This is a genomic window from Streptomyces sp. NPDC014656 (genome assembly GCF_043084305.1).
Classification (GTDB): domain Bacteria; phylum Actinomycetota; class Actinomycetes; order Streptomycetales; family Streptomycetaceae; genus Streptomyces.
The window spans coordinates 175,982-188,177 of the sequence record NZ_JBIBZN010000016.1; the positions used below are offsets into that span (position 1 = coordinate 175,982).

At 70.6% G+C, this 12,196-nt stretch carries 11 protein-coding genes; 9 read left to right on the top strand and 2 right to left on the bottom strand.

What is annotated here, in order from left to right:
* Positions 1 to 214 precede the first annotated feature (214 nt).
* The 6 genes from eccD (at position 215) to ACF1ED_RS30500 (ending at position 7,285) form a co-directional block, all read left to right on the top strand.
* Positions 215 to 1,714 (top strand): type VII secretion integral membrane protein EccD, encoded by a 1,500-nt coding sequence (gene eccD, locus ACF1ED_RS30475; protein WP_391765874.1) that lies wholly within the window; start codon positions 215 to 217, stop codon positions 1,712 to 1,714.
* A 175-nt stretch (positions 1,715 to 1,889) separates the two neighbouring features.
* On the top strand, positions 1,890 to 2,180 hold the full coding sequence (gene rpsO / locus ACF1ED_RS30480) for a 30S ribosomal protein S15 (protein ID WP_043230508.1): 291 nt from the start codon (positions 1,890 to 1,892) through the stop codon (positions 2,178 to 2,180).
* 282 nt (positions 2,181 to 2,462) lie between these two features.
* Complete coding sequence (locus ACF1ED_RS30485; protein ID WP_391765876.1) at positions 2,463 to 4,673, top strand: polyribonucleotide nucleotidyltransferase; 2,211 nt, start codon at positions 2,463 to 2,465, stop codon at positions 4,671 to 4,673.
* Entirely contained in the window at positions 4,670 to 6,049 is a 1,380-nt protein-coding gene (locus ACF1ED_RS30490; protein ID WP_391765878.1) for a M16 family metallopeptidase, read from the top strand. Before ACF1ED_RS30485 ends, ACF1ED_RS30490 begins: the two co-directional genes overlap by 4 nt.
* A 25-nt stretch (positions 6,050 to 6,074) precedes the next feature.
* A complete protein-coding gene (gene dapB / locus ACF1ED_RS30495; RefSeq protein WP_391765880.1) occupies positions 6,075 to 6,827 on the top strand; it encodes a 4-hydroxy-tetrahydrodipicolinate reductase in 753 nt (250 codons plus the stop codon).
* 5 nt (positions 6,828 to 6,832) lie between these two features.
* Positions 6,833 to 7,285 (top strand): hypothetical protein, encoded by a 453-nt coding sequence (locus tag ACF1ED_RS30500; RefSeq protein WP_391765882.1) that lies wholly within the window; start codon positions 6,833 to 6,835, stop codon positions 7,283 to 7,285.
* Here the strand turns inward: ACF1ED_RS30500 and ACF1ED_RS30505 are convergent.
* Complete coding sequence (locus tag ACF1ED_RS30505) at positions 7,275 to 7,823, bottom strand: hypothetical protein (protein ID WP_391765884.1); 549 nt, start codon at positions 7,821 to 7,823, stop codon at positions 7,275 to 7,277. The genes ACF1ED_RS30500 and ACF1ED_RS30505 overlap by 11 nt on opposite strands.
* Before the next feature lie 54 nt (positions 7,824 to 7,877).
* Complete coding sequence (locus ACF1ED_RS30510; RefSeq protein ID WP_351850016.1) at positions 7,878 to 8,117, bottom strand: hypothetical protein; 240 nt, start codon at positions 8,115 to 8,117, stop codon at positions 7,878 to 7,880.
* A gap of 158 nt (positions 8,118 to 8,275) precedes the next feature.
* On the opposite strand from ACF1ED_RS30510, the gene thyX reads away from it, so the two are divergent.
* The 3 genes from thyX (at position 8,276) to ACF1ED_RS30525 (ending at position 11,894) form a co-directional block, all read left to right on the top strand.
* Entirely contained in the window at positions 8,276 to 9,016 is a 741-nt protein-coding gene (gene thyX / locus ACF1ED_RS30515) for an FAD-dependent thymidylate synthase (RefSeq protein WP_391765886.1), read from the top strand.
* Positions 9,017 to 9,193: 177 nt separating this feature from the next.
* Entirely contained in the window at positions 9,194 to 10,093 is a 900-nt protein-coding gene (gene dapA, locus ACF1ED_RS30520; RefSeq protein ID WP_391765888.1) for a 4-hydroxy-tetrahydrodipicolinate synthase, read from the top strand.
* A 115-nt stretch (positions 10,094 to 10,208) separates the two neighbouring features.
* Positions 10,209 to 11,894: a ribonuclease J gene (locus ACF1ED_RS30525; protein WP_391765890.1), complete on the top strand. Its 1,686-nt coding sequence runs from the start codon at positions 10,209 to 10,211 to the stop codon at positions 11,892 to 11,894.
* Positions 11,895 to 12,196 lie beyond the last annotated feature (302 nt).

A 12,196-nucleotide genomic window follows, 5' to 3' on the forward strand; every position in this document is an offset into this window, starting at 1 on the left:
CGCCCGCGACCGGCGTTCCGGACCGCGCGCGACCGGGTGGCACACGCCACCCACCACCGGCGTTCCGCGCCACGCACGACCGGCGTCCCGGGACCGCGCACCACCGGCGTCCCGCGCCGCGCACGACCCGTGGTCCACGACCGCCGGCCCCTCCCGGGCCGACGGCCCGGGACCCGTCGGACAGGATCACCACGAGGGGAAGCAGCAGGTGAGTATGACGGCCCCAGCCACGGCCGGCGGAGCCGGCCAGTCGGCTCCCACCACCGTGTTCCACGGCGGCACCGGCTTCTGCCGGATCACCGTCGTCGCGCCCGACGGCCGCGTCGACGTCGCACTGCCCGAGGACGTCGCGCTCGCCGACCTCTACCCGGAGGTGCTCCGCCTCTCCGGCCAGACCCCGGCCCCCGGCGCCCCCGTCGGCTACCACCTGGTGCGCCGCGACGGCACCGTCCTCGACGGCAGCCGCTCGCTGGCCGCCCAGCGCATCCTCGACGGCGAGCTGCTGTCCCTGCGCCCCTTCGCCGAGTCGCTGCCCCCGGCCGTCTTCGACGACGTCTCCGACGCGGTCGCCTCCGCCGTCTCCAAGGACCGCACCCTGTGGTCCGACGCCCTGATGCGCGGCGCCGGCCTCTTCGGCGGCGCGGTCCTCCTCGTGCTGCTCGCCTTCGTCCTGTGGACCGCCGAGCCCCGCCACGACATGCACGGCCTGCCCGGCATCCTGGCCGCCGTCACCGGCGTCCTGCTCCTCGCGCTCGCCGCCGTCCGCGCCCGCGTCTACGACGACCGCGGCTCCGCCGTGGCCCTCGGCACCGGTGCGATGGCGAACGCCGCCGTCGCCGGCTCCGGACTGCTCGCCCTCGCCGACGGCCAGGGCATCGGCAAGCTCCAGTTCCTGCTCGCCTGCACCGCCGTCCTCGTCTGCGCCGTGATCCTCACGATCGTCGCCCCCGGCGGGGACGGCCCCTTCGTCGCCTTCGTCCTCGCCTCGGCCGTCGGCGTGCTGGTCGGCTTCGCCGCCATCCTGACGGAGCTCACCCCGGCCGAGACCGCCGCGGTCTGCGCCCCCTTCGCCGTCGGCGCGCTGGCCTTCCTGCCGGGCCTCTCCACCCGCTTCGCCCGCCTCCCCATCGGCTTCGAACCGCCCCGGACCGGCGTCGGCGGATACGGCTCCGACGCCGAGCCCCAGGGCCCGGTCGACGCCGTCCGGATCGCCGCCCAGGCCCGCCGCGGCCACGAGCTGCTCGTCGGCCTCGTCGGCGGCTGCGCCCTGGTCGCCGTCGGCTCCGCCGCCGTCCTCGGCTTCTCCGACACCGTGTGGGGCCAGCTGCTGGCCCTCGCCACCGGCGTCGCCATGCTGATGCGCGCCCACCTCTTCCGCTACACCGCGCAGGTCGGCTGCGCCCTCGCCGCCGGCCTCGGCTCGCTCGTCCTGCTCGGCCTCGGCCTCGCGCTGAACCCGCCCGTGGAGCTCCTCCTGGAGGCCCTCAAGGGCGACGGCACGGCCCTCGACATCCGTACCGTCTGGCTCTCCGCCGCCATCGCCGGCGTCGCCGCGCTCCTCACGGCCATCGGACTGATCGTGCCGCGCAAGGGCGTCACCCCCTTCTGGGGCCGCTTCCTGGAGATCGCCGAGACCTTCGTGCTGCTCACGCTGCTGCCGCTCTGCCTGGCGGTCTTCGACGTCTACCACTCCATCCGGGCGCTCACCTCCTGAACCGCCTGGTACGCTGTGTAACGGCCGTTTGTGTGCGCGCCCCCGGAAGCAGGCGAGATCCCGCCTCCGAGAACAGTGCGAACAGCGCTCAACGGACCTTCGCTCCCGAGTCACGGAAGCTCCCCTGAGATGTAGACCAGGGGCACTCGTGGGCACGAAACCTGAGGAGAACCGCGTGGCTCTCGACGCCGCCGTCAAGAAGCAGATCATGACCGAGTTCGGCACCAAGGAGGGCGACACCGGCTCCCCCGAGGTCCAGGTCGCCATGCTCTCCCGCCGCATCTCGGACCTGACCGAGCACCTCAAGACCCACAAGCACGACCACCACTCCCGTCGTGGTCTGCTGATCCTGGTCGGTCAGCGCCGCCGCCTGCTGCAGTACCTGGCCAAGAAGGACATCCAGCGCTTCCGTACGCTGGTCGACCGCCTCGGCATCCGCCGTGGTGCGGCCGGCGGCGCCAAGTAATCCATCTGGATGGCGAACGCTGCGGAGGGAGCGGGTCCCACTTTCAGGGGGCCGCTCCCTTTGCTGTACGTGCGCGAAGTACCGACCGGCAATTACTCTGGTCGCAGAACGCCACAACCCGCGCGAGAAGCAGCCGGCACGCCGCCGGTCCTCGGTAGTGGCCCCCGGACCTCATCCCGGGTGCTTCGATCGAAGACCGGCCCGCCACATCACCGCTTCTCCCGCACCCGTCCCGCGCCACACGGGCGCACGGACCAAAGACGAACGTAGGAGAAACCCATAGTGGAGAACGAGACCCACTACGCCGAGGCCGTCATCGACAACGGCTCCTTCGGTACCCGCACCATCCGCTTCGAGACGGGCCGCCTGGCCCGCCAGGCCGCCGGCTCCGCCGTCGCCTACCTGGACGACGACACCATGGTGCTGTCGGCCACCAGCGCCTCGAAGCGCCCCAAGGACCAGCTCGACTTCTTCCCCCTCACGGTGGACGTCGAGGAGCGGATGTACGCGGCCGGCAAGATCCCCGGCTCCTTCTTCCGCCGCGAGGGCCGCCCCTCCGAGGACGCGATCCTCACCTGCCGCCTGATCGACCGCCCGCTGCGCCCGTCCTTCAAGAAGGGCCTGCGCAACGAGATCCAGGTCGTCGCCACGATCATGGCGCTCAACCCCGACCACCTGTACGACGTCGTCGCGATCAACGCCGCGTCCGCGTCCACCCAGCTGGCCGGCCTGCCCTTCTCCGGCCCGATCGGCGGCGTCCGCGTCGCGCTGATCAACGGCCAGTGGGTCGCCTTCCCGACGCACACCGAGCTCGAGGACGCCGTCTTCGACATGGTCGTCGCCGGTCGCGTCCTGGAGGACGGCGACGTCGCGATCATGATGGTCGAGGCCGAGGCCACCGAGAAGACCATCACCCTCGTCCAGGGCGGCGCCGAGGCGCCGACCGAGGAGGTCGTGGCCGCGGGCCTCGAGGCCGCGAAGCCGTTCATCAAGGTCCTCTGCAAGGCCCAGTCGGACCTGGCCGCCAAGGCCGCCAAGCCCGAGGCCGAGTTCCCGATCTTCCTGGACTACCAGGACGACGTGTACGCCGCGCTCTCCGACGCCGTCCGCGGCGAGCTCGCCCAGGCGCTCACCATCGCCGGCAAGCAGGACCGCGAGGCCGAGCTCGACCGCGTCAAGGAGCTGGCCGCCGAGAAGCTCCTCCCGGCCTTCGAGGGCCGCGAGAAGGAGATCTCCGCCGCGTACCGCTCCCTGACCAAGGCCCTGGTCCGCGAGCGCGTCATCAAGGACAAGGTCCGCATCGACGGCCGCGGCGTCACGGACATCCGTACGCTGGCCGCCGAGGTCGAGGCCATCCCGCGCGTGCACGGCTCCGCCCTGTTCGAGCGTGGCGAGACCCAGATCCTGGGCGTCACCACCCTCAACATGCTCCGCATGGAGCAGCAGCTGGACACCCTCTCCCCGGTGACCCGCAAGCGGTACATGCACAACTACAACTTCCCGCCGTACTCCGTCGGCGAGACCGGCCGCGTCGGTTCGCCGAAGCGCCGCGAGATCGGCCACGGCGCGCTCGCCGAGCGCGCGATCGTGCCGGTCCTCCCGACCCGCGAGGAGTTCCCCTACGCGATCCGCCAGGTGTCCGAGGCCCTCGGCTCCAACGGCTCGACGTCGATGGGCTCCGTCTGCGCCTCCACCATGTCGCTGCTGAACGCCGGTGTGCCGCTCAAGGCCCCCGTCGCCGGCATCGCCATGGGCCTGATCTCCCAGGAGATCAACGGCGAGACGCACTACGTCGCCCTCACCGACATCCTCGGTGCGGAGGACGCCTTCGGCGACATGGACTTCAAGGTCGCCGGCACCAAGGAGTTCGTCACCGCCCTCCAGCTCGACACCAAGCTGGACGGCATCCCGGCCTCCGTCCTGGCCGCGGCCCTCAAGCAGGCCCGCGACGCCCGCCTCCACATCCTCGACGTGATGATGGAAGCGATCGACACCCCGGACGAGATGTCCCCCAACGCCCCGCGGATCATCACCGTCAAGATCCCCGTGGACAAGATCGGCGAGGTCATCGGCCCCAAGGGCAAGATGATCAACCAGATCCAGGAGGACACCGGCGCCGAGATCACGATCGAGGACGACGGCACCATCTACATCGGTGCCCAGGTCGGCTCGCAGGCCGAGGCCGCCCGCGCCACGATCAACGGCATCGCCAACCCGACCATGCCGGAGGTCGGCGAGCGGTACCTGGGCACGGTCGTCAAGACCACCACCTTCGGTGCCTTCGTCTCCCTGCTCCCGGGCAAGGACGGCCTGCTGCACATCTCGCAGATCCGCAAGCTCGCCGGCGGCAAGCGCGTGGAGAACGTCGAGGACGTGCTCGCGATCGGCTCCAAGGTCCAGGTCGAGATCGCCGAGATCGACCAGCGCGGCAAGCTCTCCCTGATCCCCGTGATCGAGGGCGAGGACGAGCAGAAGGACGACGCCTCCTCGTGACGTCCCGTAGTTCCGTGACGACGGCCCGCCCCTCCTCCGAGGGGCGGGCCGTCGCCCGTACCCAAACGCTTCTGCCCGGCAAGGACGGCATCGGCACCGTCCGCCGCACCACCCTCCCCGGTGGCCTGCGCGTGGTCACCGAGACCCTTCCCTCGGTGCGCTCCGCGACCTTCGGCATCTGGGCCCACGTCGGTTCCCGCGACGAGACCCCGACGCTGAACGGCGCCACCCACTACCTGGAGCATCTCCTCTTCAAGGGCACGGCCGCACGGTCCGCCCTCGACATCTCGTCCGCGATCGACGCGGTCGGCGGCGAGATGAACGCCTTCACGGCGAAGGAGTACACCTGCTACTACGCCCGGGTCCTCGACACCGACCTGCCGCTGGCGATCGACGTCGTCTGCGACATGCTCACGGGCTCGCTCATCCTCGATGAGGACGTGGACGCCGAGCGCGGCGTCATCCTCGAAGAGATCGCGATGACCGAGGACGACCCCGGCGACGTGGTGCACGACCTGTTCGCGCAGACCATGTTCGGCGACACCCCGCTGGGCCGCCCGGTCCTCGGCACCGTCGACACGATCAACGCGCTCACCCGCGGCCAGATCTCCCGCTTCTACAAGAAGCACTACGACCCGACCCACCTGGTCGTCGCCGCCGCGGGCAACGTCGACCACGCCACGGTGGTGCGCCAGGTCCGCCGCGCCTTCGAGCGCGCCGGGGCCCTGAGCCGCACCGACGCCGTCCCGGTCGACCCGCGCGACGGCCGCAAGGCCATCCGCACGGCCGGCAAGGTCGAGCTGATGGGCCGCAAGACCGAGCAGGCGCACGTCGTCCTCGGCATGCCCGGCCTGGCCCGCACCGACGAGCGCCGCTGGGCGCTCGGCGTGCTGAACACCGCCCTCGGCGGCGGCATGTCCTCCCGCCTCTTCCAGGAGGTCCGGGAGAAGCGCGGCCTGGCCTACAGCGTGTACTCGTACACCTCGGGCTTCGCCGACTGCGGCCTCTTCGGCGTCTACGCGGGCTGCCGCCCCAGCCAGGTCCACGACGTGCTCGGGATCTGCCGGGACGAGCTCGACAAGGTCGCCTCCGAGGGCCTCACCGACGAGGAGATCACCCGCGCCGTCGGCCAGCTCTCCGGTTCCACGGTCCTCGGCCTGGAGGACACCGGCGCGATCATGAACCGCATCGGCAAGAGCGAGCTGTGCTGGGGCACCCAGATGTCGGTCGACGACATGCTGGCCCGGATCGCGGCGGTCACCCCGGACGAGGTCCGGGCGGTCGCCCGCGACGTGCTGACCCAGCGGCCCTCGCTCTCGGTGATAGGACCGCTGAAGGACAAGCAGGCGGACCGCCTCCACCAGGCCGTCTCCTGACCTCCACCCCTAAGGAAGAAGTGCGATGAGCAAGCTGCGCGTGGCGGTCCTCGGTGCCCGGGGCCGCATCGGCTCCGAGGCCGTCAGGGCCGTCGAGGCCGCCGAGGACATGGAGCTGGTCGCGGCCCTGGGCCGCGGCGACGAGCTGGAGGCCCTCACCGGGGCGGGTGCCCAGGTCGTCGTCGAGCTGACCACCCCCGACTCGGTCATGGCCAACCTCGAGTACTGCGTGGGCCACGGCATCCACGCCGTCGTCGGTACCACCGGCTGGACCGAGGACCGCCTCGCGCGGCTGAACGGCTGGCTCGCCGCCTCCCCGGGGACCGGCGTCCTCATCGCCCCGAACTTCTCCATCGGCGCGGTCCTCACCATGCGGTTCGCGCAGCTCGCGGCCCCGTACTTCGAGTCCGTCGAGGTCGTCGAGCTGCACCACCCGAACAAGGTGGACGCCCCTTCCGGCACCGCCACCCGTACGGCCCAGCTGATCGCCAAGGCCCGTGCCGAGGCCGGCCTCGGCGCCCAGCCGGACGCCACCGCGACCGCCCTCGACGGGGCCCGCGGCGCGGACGTGGACGGCGTGCCGGTGCACGCGGTACGGCTCCGGGGCCTGCTGGCCCACCAGGAGGTGCTGCTCGGCGGCGAGGGCGAGACGCTCACCGTCCGCCACGACTCGCTGCACCACTCCAGCTTCATGCCGGGCGTGCTGCTCGGTGCTCGCCGCGTGGTGAGCGCCCCGGGCCTCACGTTCGGCCTGGAGCACTTCCTGGACCTGGGCTGACGGTCATGGGCGGCAAGATCACGTACGTCTTCCTCGCCACCGTCCTCGTGCTGGTCTTCGGGGTGGTGGCGATGGAGGGCGTCCTGCTCCTCCTGACCGGCGAGCCGGCGGCCATGGGCATGGGCGCGGTGGCGTTCCTGCTGCCGTGCGTCGGCGCCTGGTTCCTGTGGAAGAACACCAGCTTCGCGCGGCGGGCCAACCGGCTGGCGGCGGAGCTGGAGGCCGAGGGCGGACTGCCCGTCGACGAGCTGAGGCGCACCCAGGGGGGCCGGATCGACCGCGACTCCGCGGACGAGGTCTTCGCCCTGCGCAAGGCCGAGACCGAGAGGGCGCCGGAGGACTGGCGCTGCTGGTTCCGGCTGGCGGTCGCCTACCACGACGCCCGCGACACCCCCCGGGCCCGCAAGGCGATGCAGCGGGCCATCGCCCTCCACGAGGGCCGGACGGTCAGCGCCTGACGCCGTACTCGGCGTGCCAGGCCTCGACGGTGTCGGCGGCCCGGTCGAAGGCCTCGGTGCGGGAGAGGAAGTCCGCGTTGTGGTCGGTGAGCAGCACCAGCTGCTCGCCGGCCGCCCGGTCGAGGAGCAGGGCCTGGCCCTGGACCGTCCGCGGGAGGTTCAGCCAGCGCACCGGCTGCTGCGCGGTGCGGACGGCGGTCACCTTCGTCCACGCCGTGGTGCCGGTGGTGAAGAAGCCGACGCGGCGCACCCCGGCGCGGCTCACCCAGACGCCCATGCGCAGCAGGCGCAGCGAGGCCAGGATGATCAGCAGGGCGACGCCGAAGGTGACGCCCGCCCCGCCGACGGCACCCGCGGCGGCGATGATCACCGCGGCGAGCAGCACGAACGAGGCGAGCAGCAGCGCGAGCGCCGCCGCACCGACCCGGTAGGGCCCCGGACGGTACGGACGGCGCCACTGGTCGTGGTCGTCGAACGGGAGCGCGACGGCATCGGTGGTGTCGAAGGCACGGTCGGCCGTCAGAAAGGGCAGGGGCACGGCGGTTCCTCACTCACAAGCACGCTCGAAGGGGCGGTGCCCGGTGAGGCTACCTCAGCGGTTGTCGGAGGCTTCGGACTGCTGCTGGTGCGCGGGCGAGTCCGTGCTGTCGAGGGACGGCATCCCGAGGACGAGGGAGCCCACGAGCCCGGCGGCCACGGTCAGCCCGAGCAGCGTGCGCCCGACGACCTGCCCGGGCCTGAGCCGTTCACGAGGCGGCGGAGTGACGTTACTGCGGAACTCGTCGGCCTCCGCCACGAACGCGAACGGTACGGCCTCATCCCGCCTGAACATGGATGTCACTCTCCTCGGTGGTCATCGTGCGCCTCACAGGTACAGACGATCGAACCGAGGGTTTGGTGCCGTTTTTCACCGAAGCAGCCCAATCTCATCCTTCAGACGGACTCGCGCTAACCTGGGCCCGCCCCACAGACGACTGGAAGGTACTCCTGGTGACCGACACCCCCACCGAGCCGGCGAAGATCGACCTCAGGAGCGACGTCACCGTCGAACTGGTCAAGAGCGCCGCGGCCGACTCCGACGTCCTGTGGGCGGCCCGGGTCTCCACGGCGGGGGAGCAGTCCCTCGAAGAGCTCCAGAAGGACCCGGAGCGCTCGAAGGGCCTGATCAACTACCTGATGCGGGACCGCCACGGCAGCCCCTTCGAGCACAACTCGATGACCTTCTTCATCAGTGCCCCGATCTTCGTCTTCCGCGAGTTCATGCGGCACCGGGTCGGCTGGTCGTACAACGAGGAGTCGGGCCGCTACCGGCAGCTCGAACCGGTCTTCTACGTCCCGGACACCTCCCGCAAGCTGGTCCAGGAGGGCCGCCCCGGCAAGTACGTCTTCGTCGAGGGCACCCCGGAGCAGCACGAGCTGGTCGGCCGGACGATGGAGGACTCGTACCGCCAGGCGTACGCCACCTACCAGGAGATGCTGGCCGCCGGCGTCGCCCGCGAGGTCGCCCGCGCGGTCCTCCCGGTCGGCCTCTACTCCTCGATGTACGCCACCTGCAACGCGCGCTCGCTGATGCACTTCCTCGGCCTGCGCACCCAGCACGAGCTGGCCGCGGTGCCGTCCTTCCCGCAGCGGGAGATCGAGATGGTCGGCGAGAAGATGGAGGAGCAGTGGGCCCGGCTGATGCCGCTCACCCACGCGGCCTTCAACAAGAACGGACGCGTCGCGCCGTAGGGCACAGATGTTCGTCCACTCTCACGAAGTGTCCGTATTGCGACGTTTCGTGAAGTTCATCTAGGCTGATCAAACGGACCCGGCACTGCTTGAACCCCCGAGCAGGCAGTGCCGGGCTCCTCTTCTCACGTCCCCCGAGGGGGCACCCGGCGCTGAGCAGCGAGTAGCGTGTTACCCATGGCTCCGATCTCCACTCCGCAGACCCCCTTCGGGCGGGTCCTCACCGCCATGGTCACGCCCTTCACGGCGGACGGCGCACTCGACCTCGACGGCGCCCGGCGACTCGCCACCCACCTGGTGGACGCAGGCAACGACGGCCTCGTCGTCAACGGCACCACCGGCGAGTCCCCCACCACCAGCGACGCGGAGAAATCGGAGCTCGTACGCGCCGTCCTGGAGGCGGTCGGAGACCGCGCCCACGTCATCGCCGGCATCGGCACCAACGACACCCACCACTCGATCGAGCTGGCCCGCGCCGCCGAGCGCGACGGCGCCCACGGCCTCCTCGCCGTCACGCCGTACTACAACAAGCCCCCGCAGGAGGGCCTGTACCGGCACTTCACCGCGATCGCCGACTTCACCGGCCTCCCGGTGATGCTGTACGACATCCCCGGCCGCTCCGGCGTCCCGATCGACACCGAGACGATCGTCCGGCTCGCCGAGCACCCCCGGATCGTCGCCAACAAGGACGCCAAGGGCGACCTCGGCCGCGCCAGCTGGGCCATCGCCCGCTCCGGCCTCGCCTGGTACTCCGGCGACGACATGCTCAACCTGCCGCTGCTCTCCGTCGGAGCCGTCGGCTTCGTCTCCGTCGTGGGCCACGTCGTCACCCCCGACCTGCGCGCCCTCCTCGACGCCCACCTCTCGGGCGACTTCGAGAAGGCCACCGAGATCCACCAGAAGCTGCTCCCGGTCTACACCGGCATGTTCCGCACCCAGGGCGTCATGACCACCAAGGCCGCGCTCGCCCTCCAGGGCCTCCCGGCCGGCCCGCTGCGCCTCCCGCTCGTCGAGCTCTCCGCGCAGGAGACCGACCAGCTCAAGGTCGACCTCGCCGCCGGCGGGGTAGATCTCTGACACCGGACTTCACAACTGAACAAGGCGACAACCGAAAACCGACAACAGCAAGTGCACGATTGTCATGCGCGCCACGTGCCGGCCGGTACGTGGCGCGTGTGGTGAGGAGAGACTTTTGAGCCATCCGCATCCCGAACTCGGCGCACCGCCGAAGCTCCCCCAGGGCGCCCTGCGCGTCATCCCGCTCGGGGGCCTCGGCGAGATCGGCCGCAACATGACGGTCTTCGAATTCGACGGCCGTCTGCTGATCGTCGACTGCGGCGTCCTCTTCCCCGAGGAGGAGCAGCCCGGCGTCGACCTGATCCTGCCGGACTTCAGCATCATCCGGGACCGTCTGGACGACATCGAGGGCATCGTGCTCACGCACGGCCACGAGGACCACATCGGTGCCGTCCCCTACCTGCTCCGGCTGAAGGCGGACATCCCGCTCATCGGCTCGAAGCTGACCCTCGCGCTGATCGAGGCCAAGCTCCAGGAGCACCGCATCCGCCCCTACACCCTTGAGGTGAAGGAGGGCGACCGCGAGGTGCTGGGCGCGTTCGACTGCGAGTTCATCGCGGTCAACCACTCCATCCCGGACGCGCTGGCGGTCGCCATCCGCACCCCCGCGGGCATGGCCGTCGCCACCGGCGACTTCAAGATGGACCAGCTCCCGCTGGACGGCCGCCTCACGGACCTGCACACGTTCGCGCGGCTCAGCGAGGAGGGCATCGACCTCCTGCTGTCCGACTCGACGAACGCCGAGGTCCCCGGCTTCGTCCCGCCGGAGAAGGACATCTCCAACGTCCTGCGGAACGTCTTCGCGAACGCCCAGAAGCGGATCATCGTGGCGAGCTTCGCCAGCCACGTGCACCGCATCCAGCAGATCCTCGACGCCGCCCACGAGTACGGCCGCCGGGTCGCCTTCGTCGGCCGCTCGATGGTCCGCAACATGGGCATCGCCCGGGACCTCGGCTACCTCAAGGTCCCGGCCGGCCTCGTCGTGGACGTGAAGACGCTGGACGACCTGCCGGACGACGAGGTCGTGCTGGTCTGCACGGGTTCCCAGGGCGAGCCGATGGCGGCCCTGTCCCGGATGGCCAACCGCGACCACCAGATCCGGATCGTCCCCGGCGACACGGTCATCCTGGCCTCGTCCCTCATCCCGGGCAACGAGAACGCGGTCTACCGCGTGATCAACGGCCTGACCCGCTGGGGCGCCAACGTCGTCCACAAGGGCAACGCCAAGGTCCACGTCTCGGGCCACGCCTCGGCCGGCGAGCTGCTGTACTTCTACAACATCTGCCGCCCGAAGAACCTCATGCCGGTCCACGGCGAGTGGCGCCACCTGCGCGCCAACGCCGAGCTCGGCGCGATGACGGGCATCCCGAAGGACCACATCGTCATCGCCGAGGACGGCGTCGTCGTCGACCTGGTCGACGGCCGCGCCCGCATCACCGGCAAGGTCCAGGCGGGATACGTGTACGTGGACGGCCTCTCGGTCGGCGACGTCACCGAGTCCTCCCTGAAGGACCGCCGCATCCTCGGCGAGGAGGGCATCATCTCGGTCTTCCTGGTGGTGGACTCCTCCACCGGCAAGATCACCGGCGGCCCGCACCTGCACGCGCGCGGCTCCGGCATCGAGGACTCCGCCTTCGACGCGGTGGTCCCGAAGATCGAGCAGGCGCTGAACAAGTCCGCCCAGGACGGCGTCATGGAACCCCACCAGCTCCAGCAGCTGATCCGCCGCACCGTCGGCAAGTGGGTCTCCGACACCTACCGCCGCCGCCCGATGATCCTCCCGGTCGTCGTCGAGGTCTGAGCCCGAAGGGCCTGACCAGCGCGGTTACGGAGCGGGGCGCCTCGATTTGCATCGGGGCGCCCCGCTCCAGTACGTTTACGGCTCCGCCAGAACGGGAAGCCCCGGCGCCGCAGTGCGCCCGGCCGGCTGAACGGGAGGCGGGAAATCCGACTCAGATCATCTGATAAAGTCGGAAAGCGCCGGAAGGCCCCGAGGAAAACAAATTCGGGACCGGAAAGCACCGAGGAAATCGGATCGGAAAGATCTGATAGAGTCGGAAACGAAGGAAGCGCCCGGAGGGCCCGGAAACGGGAACGAAGGAA

What these genes read in the sequence shown, in the direction of transcription:
- ACF1ED_RS30500 (WP_391765882.1), top strand. Translation starts at nt 6,833, where the DNA reads ATGGGCGGCAAGATCACGTACGTCTTCCTCGCCACCGTCCTCGTGCTG.
- dapA (WP_391765888.1), top strand. Translation starts at nt 9,194, where the DNA reads ATGGCTCCGATCTCCACTCCGCAGACCCCCTTCGGGCGGGTCCTCACC.
- dapB (WP_391765880.1), top strand. Translation starts at nt 6,075, where the DNA reads ATGAGCAAGCTGCGCGTGGCGGTCCTCGGTGCCCGGGGCCGCATCGGC.
- eccD (WP_391765874.1), top strand. Translation starts at nt 215, where the DNA reads ATGACGGCCCCAGCCACGGCCGGCGGAGCCGGCCAGTCGGCTCCCACC.
- ACF1ED_RS30510 (WP_351850016.1), bottom strand. Translation starts at nt 8,117, where the DNA reads ATGTTCAGGCGGGATGAGGCCGTACCGTTCGCGTTCGTGGCGGAGGCC.